19 protein-coding genes are annotated in these 21,266 nt (G+C 33.4%); 12 read left to right on the top strand and 7 right to left on the bottom strand.

The window, feature by feature from the left end:
• Nucleotides 1-27: 27 nt before the first annotated feature.
• The 11 genes from BLT84_RS14645 to BLT84_RS14695 all read left to right on the top strand — a co-directional run bounded on the left by BLT84_RS14645 (nucleotide 28) and on the right by BLT84_RS14695 (nucleotide 13,197).
• Nucleotides 28-1,623 carry a type I restriction-modification system subunit M gene (locus tag BLT84_RS14645; protein WP_091267271.1) on the top strand — a complete coding sequence of 532 codons (1,596 nt, stop codon included), beginning with the start codon at nucleotides 28-30 and terminating at the stop codon, nucleotides 1,621-1,623.
• A gap of 3 nt (nucleotides 1,624-1,626) precedes the next feature.
• Nucleotides 1,627-2,901, top strand: a complete 1,275-nt coding sequence (locus BLT84_RS14650) for a restriction endonuclease subunit S (protein WP_091267274.1) — start codon at nucleotides 1,627-1,629, stop codon at nucleotides 2,899-2,901.
• Complete coding sequence (locus BLT84_RS14655; RefSeq protein ID WP_091267277.1) at nucleotides 2,901-3,350, top strand: GIY-YIG nuclease family protein; 450 nt, start codon at nucleotides 2,901-2,903, stop codon at nucleotides 3,348-3,350. Before BLT84_RS14650 ends, BLT84_RS14655 begins: the two co-directional genes overlap by 1 nt.
• A gap of 28 nt (nucleotides 3,351-3,378) precedes the next feature.
• A complete protein-coding gene (locus tag BLT84_RS14660) occupies nucleotides 3,379-4,536 on the top strand; it encodes a pentapeptide repeat-containing protein (protein ID WP_091267280.1) in 1,158 nt (385 codons plus the stop codon).
• 3 nt (nucleotides 4,537-4,539) lie between these two features.
• Nucleotides 4,540-7,377 (top strand): type I restriction endonuclease subunit R, encoded by a 2,838-nt coding sequence (locus tag BLT84_RS14665; RefSeq protein WP_091267283.1) that lies wholly within the window; start codon nucleotides 4,540-4,542, stop codon nucleotides 7,375-7,377.
• 72 nt (nucleotides 7,378-7,449) lie between these two features.
• Nucleotides 7,450-8,694 carry a putative phage abortive infection protein gene (locus BLT84_RS14670; RefSeq protein WP_091267287.1) on the top strand — a complete coding sequence of 415 codons (1,245 nt, stop codon included), beginning with the start codon at nucleotides 7,450-7,452 and terminating at the stop codon, nucleotides 8,692-8,694.
• Between the two features lie 739 nt (nucleotides 8,695-9,433).
• The gene (locus tag BLT84_RS14675; RefSeq protein WP_091267290.1) at nucleotides 9,434-9,643 is read left to right on the top strand and encodes a helix-turn-helix domain-containing protein; all 210 of its coding nucleotides are present in this window, start codon (nucleotides 9,434-9,436) and stop codon (nucleotides 9,641-9,643) included.
• Nucleotides 9,644-9,648: 5 nt separating this feature from the next.
• Nucleotides 9,649-9,981 (top strand): HipA N-terminal domain-containing protein, encoded by a 333-nt coding sequence (locus BLT84_RS14680; protein ID WP_091267293.1) that lies wholly within the window; start codon nucleotides 9,649-9,651, stop codon nucleotides 9,979-9,981.
• Complete coding sequence (locus BLT84_RS14685; RefSeq protein WP_091267297.1) at nucleotides 9,978-10,961, top strand: type II toxin-antitoxin system HipA family toxin; 984 nt, start codon at nucleotides 9,978-9,980, stop codon at nucleotides 10,959-10,961. The genes BLT84_RS14680 and BLT84_RS14685 overlap by 4 nt, the downstream gene beginning before the upstream one ends.
• 575 nt (nucleotides 10,962-11,536) lie before the next feature.
• Entirely contained in the window at nucleotides 11,537-11,881 is a 345-nt protein-coding gene (locus BLT84_RS14690) for a helix-turn-helix domain-containing protein (RefSeq protein ID WP_091267299.1), read from the top strand.
• Entirely contained in the window at nucleotides 11,875-13,197 is a 1,323-nt protein-coding gene (locus tag BLT84_RS14695) for a type II toxin-antitoxin system HipA family toxin (RefSeq protein ID WP_091267302.1), read from the top strand. Before BLT84_RS14690 ends, BLT84_RS14695 begins: the two co-directional genes overlap by 7 nt.
• Before the next feature lie 451 nt (nucleotides 13,198-13,648).
• On the opposite strand, the gene BLT84_RS14700 is transcribed toward BLT84_RS14695, so the two are convergent.
• The 4 genes from BLT84_RS14700 to BLT84_RS14715 all read right to left on the bottom strand — a co-directional run bounded on the left by BLT84_RS14700 (nucleotide 13,649) and on the right by BLT84_RS14715 (nucleotide 17,167).
• Nucleotides 13,649-14,419 (bottom strand): hypothetical protein, encoded by a 771-nt coding sequence (locus BLT84_RS14700; protein ID WP_091267305.1) that lies wholly within the window; start codon nucleotides 14,417-14,419, stop codon nucleotides 13,649-13,651.
• Between the two features lie 118 nt (nucleotides 14,420-14,537).
• A complete protein-coding gene (locus BLT84_RS14705) occupies nucleotides 14,538-15,119 on the bottom strand; it encodes a phosphatase PAP2 family protein (RefSeq protein ID WP_091267308.1) in 582 nt (193 codons plus the stop codon).
• Between the two features lie 82 nt (nucleotides 15,120-15,201).
• Nucleotides 15,202-16,416 (bottom strand): sensor histidine kinase, encoded by a 1,215-nt coding sequence (locus tag BLT84_RS14710; RefSeq protein ID WP_231929348.1) that lies wholly within the window; start codon nucleotides 16,414-16,416, stop codon nucleotides 15,202-15,204.
• Nucleotides 16,417-16,492: 76 nt separating this feature from the next.
• Nucleotides 16,493-17,167, bottom strand: coding sequence for a response regulator transcription factor (locus tag BLT84_RS14715; RefSeq protein ID WP_091267314.1), 675 nt, complete (start codon nucleotides 17,165-17,167; stop codon nucleotides 16,493-16,495).
• Nucleotides 17,168-17,429: 262 nt separating this feature from the next.
• On the opposite strand from BLT84_RS14715, the gene BLT84_RS14720 reads away from it, so the two are divergent.
• Entirely contained in the window at nucleotides 17,430-18,194 is a 765-nt protein-coding gene (locus BLT84_RS14720; RefSeq protein WP_091267317.1) for an exodeoxyribonuclease III, read from the top strand.
• 100 nt (nucleotides 18,195-18,294) lie between these two features.
• Here BLT84_RS14720 and BLT84_RS14725 read toward each other — a convergent pair whose 3' ends face one another.
• The 3 genes from BLT84_RS14725 to BLT84_RS14735 form a co-directional block, all read right to left on the bottom strand.
• Nucleotides 18,295-18,516, bottom strand: a complete 222-nt coding sequence (locus BLT84_RS14725; protein WP_034888276.1) for a CDGSH iron-sulfur domain-containing protein — start codon at nucleotides 18,514-18,516, stop codon at nucleotides 18,295-18,297.
• 166 nt (nucleotides 18,517-18,682) lie between these two features.
• On the bottom strand, nucleotides 18,683-19,225 hold the full coding sequence (locus BLT84_RS14730; RefSeq protein WP_091267320.1) for a hypothetical protein: 543 nt from the start codon (nucleotides 19,223-19,225) through the stop codon (nucleotides 18,683-18,685).
• A gap of 42 nt (nucleotides 19,226-19,267) precedes the next feature.
• Nucleotides 19,268-21,121, bottom strand: a complete 1,854-nt coding sequence (locus tag BLT84_RS14735; protein ID WP_091267323.1) for an adenylate/guanylate cyclase domain-containing protein — start codon at nucleotides 21,119-21,121, stop codon at nucleotides 19,268-19,270.
• Nucleotides 21,122-21,266 lie beyond the last annotated feature (145 nt).

Raw genomic sequence — 21,266 nt, forward strand, 5'->3', positions numbered from 1 at the left:
CAAAACTTGCTCTAACCAAACCAATCAATGTCAGAAGAACAAAAGAAGCTGCTTCAAAAACAATTATGGGCTATTGCCAATCTGCTAAGAGGAAAAATGGATGCAGATGACTACCGGAATTATATCTTAGGATTTATTTTCTTCAAATACCTATCTGAAAAGCTTCATCTTTATGCTGATGAGATCCTGAAGCCAGATAATCTGAAATATGAGAATCTTAATGAAAATAAAGAAGAGGGGTTAAAATATATCGAAGCTGTCAAAAAAGCCTGTATAAAGAATTTAGGCTATTTCTTGAAACCTTCAGAGCTTTTTACCAGTATTGCCCGAAAAGGTTATAATCTTACAGAGATTGAAACCAACGATATTCAGGAAGCAACTCAGTATTTTATAATTGAGGATTTAGAACGTATTCTGAACAATATTGAGCAGAGTACAATGGGAACAGATTCAGAAGATGATTTTGTTCGGTTATTCGAAGACCTGGATCTTACTTCTTCGAAATTGGGAAAAACACTAAAAGCAAAAAATGAGATCATTGCAAAGATTCTAACTCATTTAGACCAGATAGATTTCCAATTGAATGATGTGGAAACTGATGTGCTAGGTGATGCCTATGAATATTTAATTGGAAAATTTGCTGAAGGTGCTGGAAAAAAAGCAGGTGAATTTTATACACCTCAACAGGTCTCAACTATTCTGGCAAAGATTGTTACTTCAAGAAAGAAACGTTTAAAATCGGTGTATGATCCCACCTGTGGATCTGGTTCTTTACTGCTTAGGGTAGCAAAAGAGGTTGAAGACGTTGGTTATTTCTACGGGCAGGAATTGAACCGTACTACCTACAACCTTGCCAGAATGAACATGATCCTACATGATGTTCACTTTTCAAAATTTGACATAAAGCAGGAAGATACCCTGGAAGAACCGCAGCATTTAGAAATTCAGGCAGAAGCTATTGTTGCCAATCCCCCATTCTCCGCAAATTGGAGTGCAAAACAGGTATTTGCAAGTGATGACCGCTTTAGCCAATATGGAAAATTAGCCCCTAAAAGCAAAGCCGATTTTGCCTTTGTGCAGCATATGGTTCACCATTTAGATGAAAGCGGAATTATGGCTTGCGTATTACCTCACGGGGTTTTGTTTCGAGGGGCAGCAGAAGGACATATTAGAAAATATCTTATAGCAGACCGTAATTATATTGATGCTGTTATTGGTTTGCCGGCAAATATCTTTTTTGGAACAGGTATTCAAACCTGCATTCTGGTAATTAAGAAATGTAGGGAAATAGATGAAGATGTTTTGTTTATAGATGCCAGTAATGAATTTGAAAAAAAGGGAAAAGACAATGTATTGCTGCCGGAGCATATCGAGAAAATTACCGATACCTATATTATCCGGACTGAAATAGAAAAATACAGTTACAGGGCTAAACTGGCAGAAATAAAGGAGAATGATTATAACCTTAATATTCCACGCTACGTAGATACTTTTGAAGAAGAGGAAACGGTTGATATTAGTGCTGTAGCCGCAGAACTAAAGTCTTTAGAAAAGGATATAGCTGAGACAGATAAATCCATTGCGGAATTCTGCAAAGAATTAAATATTGAAACTCCTTTTTAGGTTATGGAATCAATTAAAATAAAATCACCTGAGTTGAGATTTCCCGAGTTTGAGGATTTGTGGAAAACTAAAAAATATGGCGAATTATTTAATTTTCATTCTACTAATTCATTTTCAAGAGATTTACTAAATTATGATAAAGGTGAAGTTTATAACATCCACTATGGAGATATTCACACAAAATTTTCTTCTTTATTCAATTTAGAAAAGGAGAATTTACCTTTCATTAATTCTGAAATAAATCTTTCGAATATACAGTCAGAATCATATTGCAAAGAAGGTGATTTGGTAATTGCAGATGCTTCTGAAGATTATAACGATATAGGAAAGACTATAGAAATTATTGGTTTAAATAATCAAAAAGTTTTAGCAGGGCTACACACCTTTTTAGCCAGACCAAAAAATGGAAATATAGGAAATGGTTTTTTTGGATATTTGGTTAAAACTTGGTTTGTAAGGAAGCAGGTAATGACTATTGCTCAGGGTTCTAAGGTGATGGGATTGTCATCTAAAAGACTTGCAAAAATTGATTTACCAATACCCATAATCCATGAACAGCAAAAAATAGCAACTTTCCTTTCTTTTGTCGATAAAAAGATAGATCAGCTGCACAAGAAAAAAGAACTTTTAGAAAATTATAAAAAAGGGATGATGCAAAATATCTTTAAACAGGAAATCAGGTTTAAAGATAAAAATGGAAAGGATTTTCCGAAGTGGGTTGAGAAGTCATTAGGTCAAATTTCGAAAAATATTGGATATGGAATTGGCGCTTCTGCAACGACCTACGACGGTAAAAATAAGTATTTAAGAATTACCGATATTGATGAGCATACAAACAAATTCAAACCAAAACCATTAACCTCACCGGAAGGAAATATTGATAAAAGGTATTATCTGAAGGAAAATGATTTGTTATTCGCGAGAACCGGTGCCAGCGTTGGGAAGACCTATATTTATTCAAATGATGATGGGAAATTAGTATATGCGGGATTTTTAATAAAGTTCTCAATAATTAATCAAAATTCAAAATTCATCTTTTACGTAACGCTTACAAGAAGATATCAAAATTGGATTGAAGTTATGTCTGTTAGATCTGGACAGCCTGGAATTAATGCCGAGGAATTGAAGAGTTTCAAATTAAAATTGCCTTGCATAGAAGAACAAAACAAAATAGCCGATTTTCTTTCAGCAATAGACGATAAAATAGATTTAGTAGCTACAGAGATTGACAAAACAAGCCAATTTAAAAAAGGGCTTTTACAGCAGATGTTTGTGTAATGAACTATACCAAAAAAGAAATAGTTGATTTTGTTGATGATTTTGAAACTGAACTTTTTAATTCAAAACACATAAAATTCAATTTCGATAAAAAATGGTCTTCCAATTTTCCAAGCAAAGCCGGAATATATGCTATTTATGATAAAGATAAATTAGTTTATGTTGGAGAAACTGCTAATCTTAAAGAGCGAATGAAGGAAGTAAAAAGAACTTACAATCATAGTTTTAGAAGGAAGTTGGGAAAGTTTTTAGTAGAAGATTCCAAGATTGTAAAAGGTAAATTTGGTGAAGAACTGGAGTTAAGGTTGAATGATTATTATGTAGATCGAATCAATTTCAGGTATAAGGAAATAAATTTCGGAAGATTGGAAGTAGAATCCTATTTAATTCACAGGCATTGTGATAATGGTCTTTTGAATTCACCTGGAAAACGAAACCGAATTGAATAAATAAAATCTTTCTCGAAGCTAATTATAAATGAAGAAAACCGTTACAAATTTAAATCAACTAATATCCAATTTACAAATCAGACAAATTGGTCGTAAAGCTTCACCTGAAGCAGAGAATTTAATAATTGATTTTGATCTTACCCTACCTATTGATCATAGCAAAATTACTGGACTACCTCATTTTGATAAGAACATTTTTCGATTTGAAAAATGTGAATTTAACAAGAGAGTGACATTTACAAATAATAACTATAAATTATACTTCTTCGATTGCGATTTCTACGAAACAAGTTTTGAAGATGTTACTTTTGAAAATAAAATAAGAATTCAAAAGTCAAGGTTTCATAGATTCTTATGGCTTCGAAATACGACTTTTAAAAGTCTCATTGATTTTTGGAATACCGATTTTAATGAAAAAGTTATTTTCTATAAAACAGATTTTGAATCAACCGTTGTATTCTCTGCCGCTACCTTTTCAGAAAATTTACTTTTCACCTATTCATTACTTGGTAAGCAAGCAATTTTTCGAGGAACTACCTTGAAAAAAGGTATAGATTTATCATTAGCTATTCATGAAGGTAGACTTTCCATATTTGATTTTCATATAGCTGATTTTGAAACTAACAACTTAGAACTTTCTAAATCAGATTACGAAGAATTAGTTGGCGAAAAAGGTGAAATACCTATAAAAAATAAGAGAGAAACATTTAGAATCGTTAAGAAAGCATTCGAAAATAATTCAGATTATATCCATTCTCTGAAGTATAAAAAGCTAGAGTTAAAAACTTATAGAAAGATTTTAAACCAAAGAATTTCTGCTAATGAGGAAACTTGGAAAAGCAGAACTGATAAGGTGATACTAATACTAAACAAGTTTTCAAATAATTATGGGACTAGGTTTGATGTAGCAATATTATTTACTTTGACTGTAGGTTTAATATTTTACTATTTATCATTCATATCCTCTGTAGAATATGGTTTTTCTCTATGTTCTGACGATTGGAACTCTGAAATTTTCAGATCTTTTTGGAGTAAATTTATTAGATTTTTAAACCCAACTCATAGTGACGATTATATTGGAACTGATAATAATACATTCCTCTTTTATGTTTTCGATTATTTAGGTCGAATTGCAGTAGGTTATGGAATTTATCAAACAATCCAAGCCTTTAGGAAATATAAATAAACCATGACTACCCAACCTGAACAAGTTCTTGAAAACAATCTTATTTCCCAACTAACCAGCTTAGGACATGAACCGGTTGTAATAAGAACAGAAAAGGATCTTTTAGAAAACTTCAAAGCCCAACTTGGAAAACACAATCAAACCAGTTTTTCAGATACCGAATTTGAGAAGATCATTATTCACCTTACCAAAGGAAATATCTATGATAAAGCCGTTACCCTTAGAGATAAGTTTGAACTTATAAAGGATAACGGGGATAAGGAATATATCGAATTTATAAATCAGGATTTCTGGTGTCAGAATCAATTCCAGGTTACTAACCAGATCACCATTAACGGGAAGCGTGAAAATCGTTATGATGTTACCCTTCTTATCAATGGTTTGCCCTTAGTCCAAATTGAACTAAAAAGACGGGGCATTGAACTAAAAAAAGCTTTCAACCAGATACAACGCTATCAGAAAGATTCGTTCGCAGCGAATCATGCCCTTTTCCAATACGTACAGATCTTTATTGTATCTAATGGGGTAAATACTAAGTATTACGCTAATAGTCCCAAACAGAGCTTTAAACAGACTTTCTTCTGGAGCAAAGAGAATAATAAAAACATTACTCAACTTACCGATTTTGCAAATGTCTTCTTAGAACCCTGCCATATAGCAAAGATGATTACCAAATATATCGTTTTGCATGAAAGCGATAATATACTCATGGTTTTACGTCCTTATCAGTTCTATGCAGTAGAAGCGATCATCAACCGGATAAAGAATAGCACCAAGAACGGTTATATCTGGCATACCACCGGATCGGGTAAAACATTGACTTCCTTTAAAGCCAGTCAGATCCTTACCAACAACCCAAAGATCAAAAAGGTTGTTTTCGTGGTAGACCGGCAGGATCTGGATGACCAGACAGTAAAAGAATTCAGAGCTTTTGATAAAGAAAGTATAGACGGGACTGAAAACACCAAAATGTTGATAGATCAGTTTCTGGATGATAGCCGAAGGTTAATGATAACTACCATTCAAAAATTAAATGCAGCGATCTCAAAGGCAAAATTCAGGAATAAGATCGAAAAGCTAAAAAACGAGAAGATCGTTTTCATTTTTGACGAATGCCACCGCAGTCAATTTGGCGACACTCATAAAAGGATCGTAAAATTCTTCACGAATCATCAATTATTCGGGTTTACAGGAACACCCATATTTGCCAAAAATGCGCACGTTGAAAACAGTCTGAAATACACAACCACAATGTTGTTTGATGATTGTTTGCACCGCTATGTTATCACAGATGCTATAAGGGATGAAAACGTTTTGAAGTTCAGCATTGAATATTACAATGTTTTTAAATCCAAAAATGAGATAGAAGATCTTCAGGTTGAAGGAATCAATATAGCTGAGGTTTATGAAAGTGATGAGTACGTGGAAACGGTAACTAATTACATCATAGCCAACCATAACCGCAAAACGCATAACAGAACTTTTACAGCAATGTTTTGTGTTAGTAGTGTAGATATGCTTATTAAGTACTACGACCTTTTAAAAGAAAGGAAGGAAGAAGGAAAACACAACCTCAACATTGCAACTATCTTTTCTTATGGTGCGAATGAAGAAGATAAAACGGCAGACGGTTTTACAGCGCAGGAAGATTATAATCTGGCAGCGGAAGAAGGAAGCGAATATAATATTCTGCCCAGAAGAGATAAGTTAGATGAATATATCAATGACTTCAACGAGATATTCAGTACCAGGCATTCAGCTAAAGACGGGAACGCTTTCCTTAACTATAAAAAAGATATATCAAAAAAGGTAAGAAGCCGGCAAATTGATATTCTTCTGGTAGTAAATATGTTTTTAACCGGCTTTGACAGTAAACCGCTGAATACCCTTTATGTAGATAAGAACTTACAATACCACGGGCTTATTCAAGCTTTTTCCCGTACTAATAGAATCCTGAACGAGAAGAAATCGCAAGGAAATATTTTAGCCTTCAGAAATCTTAAAAAAGCTACCGATGAAGCTATTGGTTTGTTTTCAGATAAGAATGCAAAGGAAACTATTATAATTGCACCCTATGAAGAACACTTGGAGAACTTCAACAAAGCTTATAAAATATTAATGTCAATTGCACCAACAGTTAACAGTGTAAATGACTTAAAGACTGAAGAAGAAGAACTAGAATTTGCTAAAGCTTTCAGGGAGATCATGAGATTGAAGAATATACTTGCTTCATTTACCGATTTCAGCTTTGATGATACTTATATTAATGAACAGGAATTTGTTGATTATTCCAGTAAGTATTTAGATCTCTATGATAAGATAAAAACAGATAATCAAAAAGAAACCATTTCCATTTTGAATGAAATAGATTTTGAATTAGAGTTGATTCACAGGGATGAGATAAACGTTGTCTATATCCTTAAACTTTTATCAGAACTGAAAAACGCTCCAAAGAAAGATCAGGCTAAAAGAGAGAAAGAAATTATTGATATGGTTGCTGGGGAAACTGAATTGAGAAGCAAGAAAGAACTGATTCAAAAATTCATTGAAAAGAATCTTCCTAATATAAAAGATGATGAAAACATTGAAGATGAATTTAACCTATTCTGGAAGAAGGAAACTAAAGAAGCTATTTCTGATATTACCAGAAAAGAAGGTCTAAATCAGATAAAAGTTGAAGATATTATCAATGATTTCCTGTTTACAGGCAGAATGGCAACCGAAGATGAAATTATAGAAGCCTTAAAACAACAGCCAAGCGTATTACAAAGAGAAAGTATAAGCGACAGGATCATTAATAAGATTCAAGGCTTTATTGCAACTTATATCAATGGGGTTTAGATTTTGATTAAAACATCCTCCCATTATTGAAATTAACGTAGAATAGATTTTGAATGAAATGGATACCTTAAGATGAAACTATTACCAAACAATATAGAACCAGATGAATATTTTGGTAAAAATATTCAGTTCCTATCAATCTTTTTATTCATAATACTGTTTATTATAATAGTCCTATTCTTTGGGATTTTTTACAGGGATTTTTCCATCGGAGAACTCGGAGCTATTTTAAGCGGCACTATTGGGACCTTGATTGCCCTTTTGATTGCAATATTCACATTCTTAGCTTTTTATGTGCAATATGATGCCAATAAAAAAATTCAAAGACAGTTTAATATCCAAAGAACAAATGAGCATTTTTACAAGATGTTAGATATACACCTAAATAATGTAGGTTCTTTTAAAATGAATAGTCATAGACTCATTCAAGAACCCACCATAATAAAACTCGGAAAAAACACAGGTTTAGGAAATGCGAAAAACTTTACTGAAGCTTTTAATTATATATTCTTCACCATTCCATCTATCAACTCAGAAGTCAACATCCTACCTAAAGTAATAAATGAAACAATTTCTGATTACTGTATAAATTATACCCCTGTTGAATTCAGGACTTCAGCCGTCCAAGATAAAAGGGTATTTTTACTAATGATTAAAGATTTTCATTTTTGTCATTCTATGATAAAAAATGCTAATAAATTTTTCAAGTATAATATTGACATTGATCTACTTACCGAATTAGCATATAAAGTATTCTTTTGGGGTACGGATTCAAATCATTTATCGACCTCAGGCGTTACCTCAAAACAATTAAATAATATTTTAGCTTATCTTTCATCAATAAGAAAGACGTTCAGAGAAAATAAGGGTGTAAAACTCACTTTTTCCTATCAAACGCACGAAGGGAAGAAATGGAGCACTCTCCGTTTTGTACCTTTCTCTGGTCATGTTTCAAGATTAGCCCATTATTTTAGGCATTTATATCAAATGGTCAAATTTGTGCATTATAGTTATGTAGGTAATTTGATTTCCAAACTTGAATTAGAAAACAATCTAAAAGTTCTGAGAGCACAATTTACAAACGAGGAAGTTCTTTTACTGTACTATAATTATCGTATAGGGTTTGGAAAAAATTGGGATAAACTTGGAGAACACGATTATCCATTTTTCAGAGAATATGAACTTTTACATAATATTCCTTTATACGATAATATTCCAATCGATATTGAACACCCATTAGACCACTTTAAGAAATTTATAGAAGAAAAAAGACAGATCAATCCAAAGTTCAAAATGTTCGAATGGCAAAGGAATTAAAATTATATAAAGAGACCTAGTTGAAGATATACAGTCAACTATATTATCAACTAAAAAAGAAAAGCCCGTTATCCTTGCGATAAGGGCCTGTTTTAGCGGAGAATGAGAAGATTCGAACCTAACAATTAAACATAACATTTAAATTGATTTAATTACCTTCTGATATCTGCAGACGAAGTTTAAAAATAATAAAAGGTTGAATAAAAGCAGAGTTTTAGTTTTTCTTATATAAATGACTAAAGAGGAAAAATATTTGAGCAAGCTGATGAAAGAGAGTTTTTCAAGTTCAAAAACTAATGTAGCTGTTTTCCTTATTACCTTTTGATCTGGTTTTATTCTATAGGTACCGAAGCTACCTTCCCACAAAGCTGGCTCATTTTAACGCGCTATATTACTCAGCCTGAGTAGGCAATTAATTCTCTTCTATTGCTTTTAAAAAAAATTTTAGAGACCTTTGTCAGTACATTTTAGAAAAAAATTTACCACTCTTCCTATATTTTTCTAAAAGGTACTGATCAAAAATAATCACCGCATACTTCAGCTTTATAATTCCGCTAATACTTCCAAAAAACACCATGCAAATCTTCACTAAAGTGTGGATTATAGTATATTTTTTATGAAATCTTTCAAAATAATATCAAATTCTTCATTAAAGTGTGGATTTTAATGTAATTTTGAATTAAGCAATCAATTAAAACCAATAAATCCTCATTATACTATGGGTTTTAGAATTTAAAAAATGAAAGCAATCGAACACATTGGAAAGATCATTCAACAGCGACGAGATCACATGAGTATCACTCAGGAGCAATTAGCTGAGATGGCCGATATTGGGATCATTACTTTATATAAAATAGAGACCGGACAGGCCAATCCCACCTTGCAATCCCTACAAAAGATAACTGATGTATTAGGCCTGGAAATCACCCTTCAGGTTAAAAAGATATAGCTTAAATGAGACAAGCCGCTATTTTATATAAAGGAATAGAAGCCGGTGTGCTGCAGCAGCATGATGACGGCAGTTTTACCTTCCGCTATCTGGACAGCTGGCTGACCGATCCGGACAATCCCCCTATTAGTCTCACCCTACCCCGGTTCCAACAGGAATACCATTCCTTATATTTATTTCCGTTCTTTTATAATATGATTCCGGAGGGGACCAATCGACAAACAGTTTGCCAGGCAGAACGCCTTGATGCCGATGACTATTTTGGCATCCTGATGGCTACGGCCCGCTATGATACCGTTGGGGCCATCACCGTTAAAAAATTTAAAGCCTCCGTATGATACCAAAACTTACGCATTGTCCCGGGACCCTGGCCCCGGGTTTTGATACCTATAACCGAACCAGTCTAAAAAGGGTGTTTGATGGACGCAAGGTGTCCCACATCCTTCCCTATGAATCTCCAAATTCAGATGCCCTTACGGATAAGTTATTTGAAGAGAATCAAAAGCGTATCTCCATATCAGGGGTCCAGGAAAAGTTTTCAGTATTGCTGGAAAAGAACAAGCTACGTCTTATCACAAAAGGAGAGCGGGGCACTTATATTCTAAAACCAATTCCTAATTCTGGAAAAAAACGGGACCAGATGCCGGCCAATGAGCATTTGACCATGCAAATCGCGCGACAGGTATACGGGATCGAGACCGCAGAGAATGCGCTCATCTTTTTTAAAAACGGCGCCCCTGCCTTCATCACTAAACGATTTGATGTAAACACGGATGGCAGCAAAAAGGCCAAAGAGGATTTTGCTTCACTAGCCGGTAAAACTCCACAGACACATGGGGACCATTACAAATATGAAGGAAATTATCTGGAGATATTTGAACTGATGAAGAAATACCTTCCCGCCTACCGTGTGGAAACACCTAAATTGTTTAAACTTCTATTATTCAATTATTTGTTTTCCAACGGAGATGCCCACTTGAAGAATTTTGCGATTCTGGAAACACCTATGGGAGATCATCGCTTAAGTCCTGCTTATGACCTACTTAATACCCGTGTTCATATTGAGGATAGTGATTTTGCATTGGACGGCGGTCTACTACCGGCCCACCTGGCCCAAACCCATATAGCCGGACAGTTTAAAGTCCTAGCCGAACAGGTAGGATTATCCTCGAAGCAGTTTAATACTATCATGGCTTCCATGCTCAACGGTTCAGATCAGGTAGATAACCTGACTATGGCTTCCTATTTAGACGAGAAAACAAAAAGAAACTATTTACAGGCCTATCAGACCCGATTAAAAAAACTGACCAAAGAGTAATTATGTCTGATAGTTTAAATTCTAGAAATAAATGCACAGGTCGCTAAAGATTTAAGTACGTAAAATTTAGTTTTTTAACGGATGAGATATCGTTTCTATTGAGTAGAGAAATTACCGGTGAAATCACCAAAGATTACATATTTGATAATATTTTTTGATTTATTTTGAGATGTTAGAAATGGATTTACACCTAGATTACTGATATTAAGCTTAGTAAAGATAGTAACGCAAACTTCTGTATTGACAGAAGAAAGACCAGAAAAGCTAAAAAAAGACTTGAGAATATTCTTTAAATGGATAGAGATTCAAATTAGGATATCGATTTTTCTAAAAATATTTCTCCTAAATCTCCACTCCTATTAACAACTGATAATAAGCCTCAATAGTTTCACACGCTTTCAGTAAATAAGGAATTTGAATGAATTGGAACAAAATTTTTATATTAGAAATCTATTGTTGGCTTTTACCAACGTTATGTGCTTATCCTATTTTTTGCGTTAGTTTTTACTAACATTAAAAAATTTTATTATATTTGTTAGTATATACCAACACTAATAGCTTTTAGACTTATTATGATGGCAAATACTAACATAAATTGGAAGGCTTTAACTGATGAAGCCATTGTGAAGGAGATTGGTGCCTTTGTAAAACATCATCGATTAAATCAAAATAAAACACAGGCAAACGTTGCCACTCAAGCTGGATTGAATCGATGGACCATAAGCCAGCTGGAAAACGGTGAGGCCATTTCACTACAATCTCTCATCCAAATATTACGGGCATTAGATTTACTATATATTTTCGATTCCTTCAAAATTGAAAAACAACTTAGTCCAATACAATTGGCTAAATTGGAACATCAGCAAAGAAAAAGAGCGACAAGTTTAAATATTAAAAGTAACAAGGAAGAGGAATGGTAACGACGGCTTACATTAAATTATGGGGAGAAATTATTGGCGCCATAGCCTGGGATGATAATACTCAATTAGGAACTTTTGAATATACTCCTAAGTTTATAGAAACTGGTATTGAGGTAGCCCCCATCAAAATGCCCCTTTCTAAAGGTAAACGAATATATTCATTTCCGGAATTACGAAAAAGACAATCTGAAGGGGAAGACACCTTTAAAGGGCTGCCAGGCTTAATAGCTGATGTCTTACCAGATAAATATGGTAACAAGCTCATAAATAGCTGGCTTGCTCAAAATGGACGACCAGAAAATAGTATGAATCCTATTGAGCAATTATGTTTTATAGGTACTCGTGGTATGGGTGCACTGGAATTTGAACCAACTACATTTAAAGCTAGCAAAAACACATTTTCGGTTGCCATAGATTCCTTAGTGGATATTGCACATAAAATGCTTACTCAGCGAGAGGATTTTCATACGAACCTGTCTAAAGATGAAGAACAGGCAATGAAGGATATTCTGAGAATAGGAACATCGGCAGGAGGTGCTCGCCCCAAAGCGATTATCGCTTACAACGAAAAAACTAAAGAGGTTCGTTCAGGACAAACGAATGTTGCTAAAGGTTTTCAGCACTGGCTAATAAAATTAGATGGGGTTAGTGATGCTCAATTTGGTGAAAGCCATGGCTATGGTCGGGTAGAAATGGCATATTATAATATGGCTATTGCATGTGGTATAGATATTATGCCGTCCCAGCTGCTTGAGGAGAATGGAAGGGCTCATTTCATGACGCAACGATTTGATCGTGGTGAAAACAATCAAAAACATCACGTTCAAACTTTTTGTGCCATGCAACATTATGATTTTAATGATGTGAACAGCTACAGCTATGAGCAGCTATTTCAGACAATGCGAATTCTTGGGCTGCCTTATCCACAGGCAGAAGAAATATACCGAAGAATGGTCTTTAATGTCCTAGCTCAAAACTGCGATGATCACACTAAAAACTTTGCATTTTTACTTGAGAAAGATAAAGATTGGTCCATCGCTCCTGCTTATGATGTTTGCTATGCTTACAGCCCTGAAAGTATTTGGGTGCATCAACATGCGTTAAGCATTAATGGTAAAAGAAAAGATATCACCAGAGAAGATCTTCAGGCCGTAGGGAAATCAATGAATATCAAAAAAATGAATGATATAATAGATCATATATTAGAAGTAGTAAAAAATTGGGAAAACTATGCTTCCGAAGTATCTATGAATCAACCATTGAAAAATAAAATTAAAGAAAGTTTATCAACTCATTTGAAAGTATTTTCACCTTAATTAAGGTGAATTAAGCAATGATGAAATCACCGGTGAAATCACCAAAGATTACATATTTGATAATATTTTTTGATTTATTTTGAGATGTTGGAAATGGGTTTGTACCTAGATTACACCTCAAAACTTGAAAACCCCAGTGTTTTATGGAAAGACAACTTCTGTATTGGGAAATAAAATCTCAATTTCTTTTATACATAAGAATGCTCATCACAATCTATAAACATCGAAATTGAATTGATCTGATTTAAAGTAATAAGCTATTTCTGGAATTTACCTAGAATCATCCTTAACAAAAGATCATACTTTGGCATGTGTTACTATCGCGTTAGAAATTTTAGTTTACAAAATAGCAGTCCCAATAGTGCGTTTGGCGTCTTATTATCATTGTGAAGAGTAAAGACACTTTTAAATGGATAAAAATTAAAATAACTGTAATTAGGGTTTTATTGACTTAAGAAATCAATCTTTCAGCTACTTGATTTTTATGACTATAAAACACCAAACCACTTAATAGTAAAATGCAAACTATGGTTGCCGGAACCGTACCCAGGTCAAATCCACCTTCGGCACTAGTTTTTGTAAGTAGATCACCAAAGGTTGCTCCAAAAGGTCTGGTAAATACAAATGCTAGCCAGAATAGGATCATATCATTAATTTTAGAAATATAATGTAACAATACTACGATCCCAATAACTGCTGCAGTTATTAATGCTCCTTCCAAATAAGAAAACCCTGCGTTATCGCTTAAATAATCTCCAAAAGCGGTCCCCAAACTGTTAGAAAATAAAATGGCTATCCAATAGAACAATTCAACATTTTTGCGTGAGATTGGATATACTTCAATCTTTCCAATACGCTTCTTCCAAATAATTAAAGTGCTTAGCAAAAGAGTTATGAGAATTATTGAGCCAGTTAGGTAACCCAAATTAAGAGTTCTATCCATAAAGTCTGATATTTCTGTTCCTACGGTGGTAGTACCAACAATTACGAGCCAATATAAGGTTGGACTAAATTTCCTAGCTTTTAGCTGTATAAATAAGGTGATGATAAAAAATATACCGGTAATAATAAGGCCAATTGTATATCCTAAATTCAAGGTGTGTGCTAATAGATCTCCAAGCGTTTCCCCTAGCGTTGTTGCAATAATCTTCATTACCCAAAACAATACAGTGATCTTAGCTACTTTATTAAATACAAGTAAATTCTTAGCAGTTTGTTCCATAATAACTATTTATTGAATCCATATTTTCTAACACGAAAGGCATTCAGAACATTTAAATCTACATAGATCTTAAACGAAAACTTTTCCTAATCATCTAATCTCAACATTTATTCAAAGCTTAAAACATATATTTAAAACCAATCATATGAGAGTTTTCAAAGTTAGAATAGGTGAGTTCCATATGTTCCATTTCATAATCTGTGGTAAAAAGTAAATTACTGCCCAACCCAATGGCTGCTCCGGCTAGCACATCAAGAATATCATGCTTTTTAGAATCTATTCTACTGGCTGCAGTGTATCCTGCAATTATATAAGAGGGAATAGCATATTTAAAGCCATATCTTTTATGAATAAAACCGGCGCTATGAAATACTGTAGAAGTATGTCCTGATGGGAAGGAGTTGTCATTACTTTGATCTGGTCTTGGCTTATTAATTCCAATCTTAAGTCCGAAGGTGATGACTTCTGTAAGTACAAAACCTTTAGTAAATTGCCAAACCCCCTTATCATCATCAAGAATTAAACTAGTTCCTAAAGTGGCAGCAGGAAGAACAAATAAGAACACATCTCCCACTCGTTGTACCGTACCTACTTTTGGCTTAGTCTCGCTTGTATCCTGTGCTTTTAGCTGAAATGTAAAAAATGAAATAAGACAGACCGATATTACGATTCTATGTAAAGAAGAATTAGATCTATGCACTCGCTTAATTTTAAAATTGATAATTGGGCACTAAAAATTATATCAATAAAAATAATACCGAATTCTAAAGCAATCTTAAAGCCTACTCTATTTTAAAATCTATTTCGAAGACGTGTTTTACTTTCTGGCTAGAACCTGTGCTAATATTTAGTTCTGAAAAATGGTAGGTAGGCTTAAAGCCATAATAATCACATATCTTTTTGATAATAGAAAGTCCAAGTCCGGTAGAATCTGAACGGTTTCCCTCCTTATAATACCGTTCAAAAATCTTATCTGGATTTTGTAAAGCTTTATCGCCGTTATTAGAAATACTTAAAATGTTTTCGCTAAGGGTGACTTCTATTGTAACATAATCTTTATTATACTTTATAGCATTTGAGATTAGATTATTACAAAGAATTATGGCTAGAGATCTATCCATGGATACATATAGGTCGTTTTTTATAACAGTTTTGATATCTTCTGAAGTTAATTCTCTAAAATTCGCTACCACTTCTTTAATTATAGTAGAAAGTTTAATTTCTTCAATACTCGAAAATTGATCATTGTCGATCTTTGCCAGAAGGATCAATTTCTTGTTTAGTTGTTTTAATCTAGAGATATCTGTTTGTAGGGAGGATATTTGTTGAAACTGGATTTCATTGATCTCTGTGGTATTTATAAAATTATCGATCTTAGCTTGCATGATCGCCAAAGGCGTCTGCATTTCATGAGAAACGTCTTCGGTAAATTGCTTAAGAATTTTATAATCTGTCTGAATCTTGGTGGTAAGCAGTTGCATTTCTACTTGTAACTCATAAAATTCTAAAATATCTGAATCTTCAAAAATCAATTCTTTATCAGATTTTAAACTAAAATTCTTGAGTCTGTTCAAATTAGTAAAAAATGGTTTCCATAGTTTCTCATTTCTGGATCTGTTGATATAAAAAAGAAAAATGAACGCAAGAATGAGTATTGCTAAAAAAGTAAGAACAATAACAAGTAGAATATCTTCAGACTCAATAACCATAGCTCTTACCGTAATTCTATAATATTCCCCCTTTATTTGAGTTGTTTGTGAAAGCTGTTCAAAAAGTTCAACCTCGTCTTGAAGAGGATCGAATATTAAAGTGTCTTTTAAAGAAATCTTCTCTGCCTCATTTACCTTTTCCACCGTCATTATAGGTGGAATTCCTTTGATGGTTTGATCTTCCCGAAGCAACCGCTCTACTCTATCTTTGTTGGAAAACAGCTCTTCCTCTACTTCATTCTGCAATAATTCTCTTGTGAAGAAGAACAAGCTTATTGTAGATAGCATTAGTAAGATTAATGCTGTCTTAAAAAAAGTCTTAGAGGCCTTTCTTAGTAATGGGGTTTTATGTGAAGAAAGTTTTTTAATCTGCTGTAAATTTATAACCGCTAGCATAAGCAGTTTGTATATATTTTGCCCCCTTAGTAGTTAGTTTCTTTCTGAGATTATTTATGTGTACATAAATAAAGTCAAAATTATCTAACAGATCACTATCATCACCCCATAGATGCTCCGCGATTATTGCTTTAGATAATATTCTATTTTTATTGGTTATAAAGAATAAAAGAAGATCATATTCCTTTCTAGTAAGTATAATTGGACTATCTAAAATAAACACAGTTCTGGCCAAAGTGTCTACACGAATCTCATTAAATACTATGGCATCATTACCTCCAAATTGTCTTCTTCTTGTAATAGCTTTTATACGGGAATTTAATTCTGCTAAATGAAAGGGCTTTGTGAGATAATCGTCTGCGCCCAAGTCTAACCCTGTAAGTTTATCTTCTAGAGAACTGTTTGCTGAAATAATAATGACTCCACATTTTTTATTTTGTTGCTTTAGCTTGTGAAGTAATTGTAATCCACTACCAGATACTAAATTGATATCTAGAACTACTACGTCATATTCATAAAGTTCTAATTTCTGGGAAGCTTCTAAATAATCTGATGCTGTTTCGCAAACATTACCATCATTGCTTAGATAGGTAGCAATGGAATTTCGAAGTTCATTTTCATCTTCAGCAATTAGATATTTCATTTATAACATATTTGGACCTCAATGTAGTTTGAAATCCTTAAGATATTTTAAAGTTAGCTTGTTAAACGAGAATCACCTTATGTTTTATCAAAATAGAGCGATATTGAAAATCAGAATGAATTGAATAACTATTTTATTCTGGCTCTTATCATAAGTTACTAGTTGATTTTATTCTGGTACTATTTCAAATAACACCTTCTCTACAGAGGGTTTCCGGAAAAATTTTGAGATATTAGAGTTCTAATTTATTTTATAATAATTTATGAAGATCATCTCATGGAACGTTAATGGCATTAGAGCCATCGTGAAAAAAGAATTCTTTGAATCTGTTAAGTCATTAGAACCAGATATTTTATGCCTTCAGGAATCTAAAGCACAAGATATCGAAATTGAAAAAGCAGTTTCAGAAATTCAGGATTTTGAACTTTATAGCAATTCTGCAGAGAAAAAAGGCTATTCCGGTACTGTAGTTCTTAGTAAGATCACTACCAAACAGGTGAAGAACAACATCGGAATAGATATACATGACCTTGAGGGTAGAGTGATAACGGTAGAATATCCAGATTTCTATCTGGTAAATGTGTATGTACCCAATTCTGGTCAGAAATTAGAGAAATTAGAATATAGAACTCAATGGGATAAAGATTTCTTGAGCTATTTAAAACAACTAGAAAAAACTAAGCCTGTTATAATAACGGGAGATTTTAATGTTGCACACAAGGCTATAGATCTTAAAAACGATAAATCTAATTATAATAAGACCGCCGGTTATACTCAAAAGGAAATTGATGGTATGGATAATTTACTCGCTGCCGGATTTGTAGATGTATTCCGCCACTTTCATCCAGAGAAAGTTGCTTACACCTATTGGAGCTATAGATTTAAATCTAGAGAAAAAAATACCGGATGGAGATTGGATTATTTCTTAGTAAGTAGCTCGCTTCTAGATAAAATTAGCGCTATTAGCATTTTACCCGAATATATGGGTTCAGATCATTGCCCTATAGCTTTAGAGATTCAGTTCTAGAAACCTCGTAAACTTTGTATATTTTTTAGTTAAATAGCTAATAATAGAAAAGAGCAACTTATAGTAAAGTTGCTCTTTTCTATTTAGATTAAGAATTAATCTATTTCTTTGGCGGTAATGAAAATGCTACGGCATCATGTTCAAAATGATTTCTGTGGGCTCCATCACAAAAAGGCTTATTCTTAGAAAGACCACATCTGCATAAAGAAACTACATCTCTTCCACCAAGATCATACTCATTCCCATCCTTATCTACAATTTCAAAATCTCCCTGAACCTTTAAAGATCCATTGTTATTCACAACTAGTTTTGTCTTACTCATAATAATTATATTTTAGGTATTCATTTAAGATTCTTTGCTCTTCGAATTGAACTTCTGGTTCAATTCTTCAAAGAAAAGAAAATTAGTCAAAACTATATCTCCGAATTATGAAAAAGAAAAATGCAGCGATGTTTTTAGGTCACTGCATATATTTCTCTGAGGAGTTTTAATCTATAGCAAGCATTTTAAGCTTAGGATCTATATCATAAATTCTTGTAGTATCTTGATTGATCATTATTCTGATATTGTAATATTCCAGACCTTGAATTTTTTTATTTTTGATCTTACCCACTACAACACCCTTCTTATTAGGATCTTTAAAGGTCTTATCTAAAATTTGAGATCCTCCGTCTGTTTTTCTAAAGATCTTTATAATTTCTACAACGTCTCTGCTATCGGCATTTTTAGCAATACCTCTCCAGTAGATCTTTTGATTTTTTTCTACAACAGATACAAAATCTTTAGGCTTACCAGAATTCTCACCCCTATCATCAGATAATGTAACCATCTCCTCAATATTATATCTATCTATACTATCTGTATTTACCGTAACTAGCACATTAGTATCCTTTTTAAAATTGATCTTTTCTTCGGTGCCATAGACTGGTTCACTATTAGAATGTTGCTTTTTACCAGCAAATAATAAGGTGAATAAAACCAGTACTACCAGAAATAATCCTGTCTTTTTGAAAAAATTGTTTGCTTTCATAATTTTGATTTTTAGTTGATAATTGCTTTTAAGATTAACAGATTATTTTGCAGAGAGATCAACATTGCTATTATCTACTTTTGCTGAGTCTTCTGCACTTTTATCACTTACAAAATACATCTGCATCATCCCTTTATTTTTTACTTCTAAAACTCCTCTATCTTCAAATTGAAATTTTTCCTTTACCAATAAATAGGTAGATTGGGAGATATTTATTTTTCCGGTCTCAGAACAGGATTCCATTCTAGAAGCCATATTTACTGTATCACCCCAAATGTCATACACAAACTTCTTACTGCCTACAACCCCTGCTATAAGTGGTCCGGAATTAATTCCTATTCTTATGTCAAAAGAAGCTCCTTTATCTTGAGTGACCGTTTTGGCACTTTCTACATAATCCAGCATTTCTATAGCAGCATTAATAATTTTAGTTGCATGATCTTCTAGCGGAAAAGGAACGCCACCAGCACACATATAGGCATCTCCAACGGTTTTGATTTTCTCTAAACCATACTTCTCTACGATCTTGTCAAATTTTGAGAAATACAGATCTACAGTTGCCACCAGGTCTTCTGGAGGGAGATTCTCTGCATAATGCGTAAAACCTACAAAATCTGTAAATAAGACACTTACTGCGTTAAATTTCTTTGCTTTTACTTTACCTGTTTCTTTCAATTCCTGAGCAGTTTCAGCAGGCAAGATATTGAGCAATAAATGTTCAGATCTGTTTTTTTCTCGCTCAATGATCAATTTTGTTCTACGTATAAATCTATTTCTTCGGTAGAGTCCGAATGCCAGTAACAACAGTAAAAAGCAAGCAATGACTATAGCTATAACAATGTTTTTCTGATATCGTTTTTGCTGACTCAAAAGATCTACCTCCGCCTGTTTTTGAGATACTTCAAAGTCTGTTCTAAGATCAGCCATTTCTCTTATAGATCTAATATTCCTAAAACTATCTCTGTAGGTTATATAATCTTTATAATATCTAAAAGATCTGGAGGTGTCTTTTGTTTTCTCGTAAAGCTCAGAAAGTTTGAGGTTTGCTTCAGCTATAGAATTCTTAAATCCATAAGTATGTGCAGCTTCCAAAGCTCGTTCTGCATAAATCTTTGCTCTGGCATCGTCTCCATTTTCTGAATAAACATTTGCCAGGGAGATCAAAAATTCTGATACAGCATCATAGGCATTAATATTTCTTAGCAACGTAATAGCCGCATTCAGGTTTTCTTCTGCCTGAAAATGATTACCCATTTTGGCGTTTATTGTTCCTAAATTGCCGAGACTATAGGCTCTCCCTATATTATAACCTTTCCTTCTAAAAATAGCTTCAGATTCTTTAGTATAGATCTTTGCTGAATCTATTTTCCCTGATCTTAAGTATTCATCTCCGGCATTAAATAGTGCTCCCGCTAAAGTGATAGAGTCTTCACTCTCTCTTAAGATCTTAATTCCTCTACCATAGTAGATCTCTGCATTAGACGAATTTCCGTTAAGAGAATACACATTCCCAATCTCTATATTGCATTTTGCAATGTGCAAGGGACTTTCTGCTATTATAGCATATCGCAAACTGATAAAATATTCTTTTAACGCCTTGTCATAAACTCCCTTCAACCTATAAGCATTTCCTTTTTGGAGATATCCATTATGCAACATTAGAGTGGAATCTTCTGATCTGGCAATCTTTATCAAAAGATTTGAATATTTAAAAATACTATCCGGATTCGCTTCTGCTGCTGCAATATCAGAAAGCAACTCCAAATCTTTAGTAACCTCACCCTGATTGCGGTACACATTTTTTAAACTATCTGCCAATTTTGGATTTTGCGCTGCAACTCCAAAAACCAGAAAAGAAAATAATGTAGTAAGGGTATATTTTCTTAAATTCTGCATATGTCTATAAGCTATGTGGCGCAATATTTCTTACGCATGTAATTAAATCTATCTTATTTAAGAATCTTAAGGGGAAGATCTAAATTCTAAGAATCTCTTGCATCTTAGAAGTATCGATGATAATTATTTTAATCTTTTAAGATAC

The organism is Gillisia sp. Hel1_33_143 (assembly GCF_900104765.1).
Taxonomy (GTDB): domain Bacteria; phylum Bacteroidota; class Bacteroidia; order Flavobacteriales; family Flavobacteriaceae; genus Gillisia.

Coding starts and splice junctions, on each gene's coding strand:
- BLT84_RS14645 (WP_091267271.1), top strand. CDS start 28: ATGTCAGAAGAACAAAAGAAGCTGCTTCAAAAACAATTATGGGCTATT.
- BLT84_RS14650 (WP_091267274.1), top strand. CDS start 1,627: ATGGAATCAATTAAAATAAAATCACCTGAGTTGAGATTTCCCGAGTTT.
- BLT84_RS14655 (WP_091267277.1), top strand. CDS start 2,901: ATGAACTATACCAAAAAAGAAATAGTTGATTTTGTTGATGATTTTGAA.
- BLT84_RS14660 (WP_091267280.1), top strand. CDS start 3,379: ATGAAGAAAACCGTTACAAATTTAAATCAACTAATATCCAATTTACAA.
- BLT84_RS14665 (WP_091267283.1), top strand. CDS start 4,540: ATGACTACCCAACCTGAACAAGTTCTTGAAAACAATCTTATTTCCCAA.
- BLT84_RS14670 (WP_091267287.1), top strand. CDS start 7,450: ATGAAACTATTACCAAACAATATAGAACCAGATGAATATTTTGGTAAA.
- BLT84_RS14675 (WP_091267290.1), top strand. CDS start 9,434: ATGAAAGCAATCGAACACATTGGAAAGATCATTCAACAGCGACGAGAT.
- BLT84_RS14680 (WP_091267293.1), top strand. CDS start 9,649: ATGAGACAAGCCGCTATTTTATATAAAGGAATAGAAGCCGGTGTGCTG.
- BLT84_RS14685 (WP_091267297.1), top strand. CDS start 9,978: ATGATACCAAAACTTACGCATTGTCCCGGGACCCTGGCCCCGGGTTTT.
- BLT84_RS14690 (WP_091267299.1), top strand. CDS start 11,537: ATGGCAAATACTAACATAAATTGGAAGGCTTTAACTGATGAAGCCATT.
- BLT84_RS14695 (WP_091267302.1), top strand. CDS start 11,875: ATGGTAACGACGGCTTACATTAAATTATGGGGAGAAATTATTGGCGCC.
- BLT84_RS14700 (WP_091267305.1), bottom strand. CDS start 14,419: ATGGAACAAACTGCTAAGAATTTACTTGTATTTAATAAAGTAGCTAAG.
- BLT84_RS14710 (WP_231929348.1), bottom strand. CDS start 16,416: ATGCTATCTACAATAAGCTTGTTCTTCTTCACAAGAGAATTATTGCAG.
- BLT84_RS14715 (WP_091267314.1), bottom strand. CDS start 17,167: ATGAAATATCTAATTGCTGAAGATGAAAATGAACTTCGAAATTCCATT.
- BLT84_RS14720 (WP_091267317.1), top strand. CDS start 17,430: ATGAAGATCATCTCATGGAACGTTAATGGCATTAGAGCCATCGTGAAA.
- BLT84_RS14725 (WP_034888276.1), bottom strand. CDS start 18,516: ATGAGTAAGACAAAACTAGTTGTGAATAACAATGGATCTTTAAAGGTT.
- BLT84_RS14730 (WP_091267320.1), bottom strand. CDS start 19,225: ATGAAAGCAAACAATTTTTTCAAAAAGACAGGATTATTTCTGGTAGTA.
- BLT84_RS14735 (WP_091267323.1), bottom strand. CDS start 21,121: ATGCAGAATTTAAGAAAATATACCCTTACTACATTATTTTCTTTTCTG.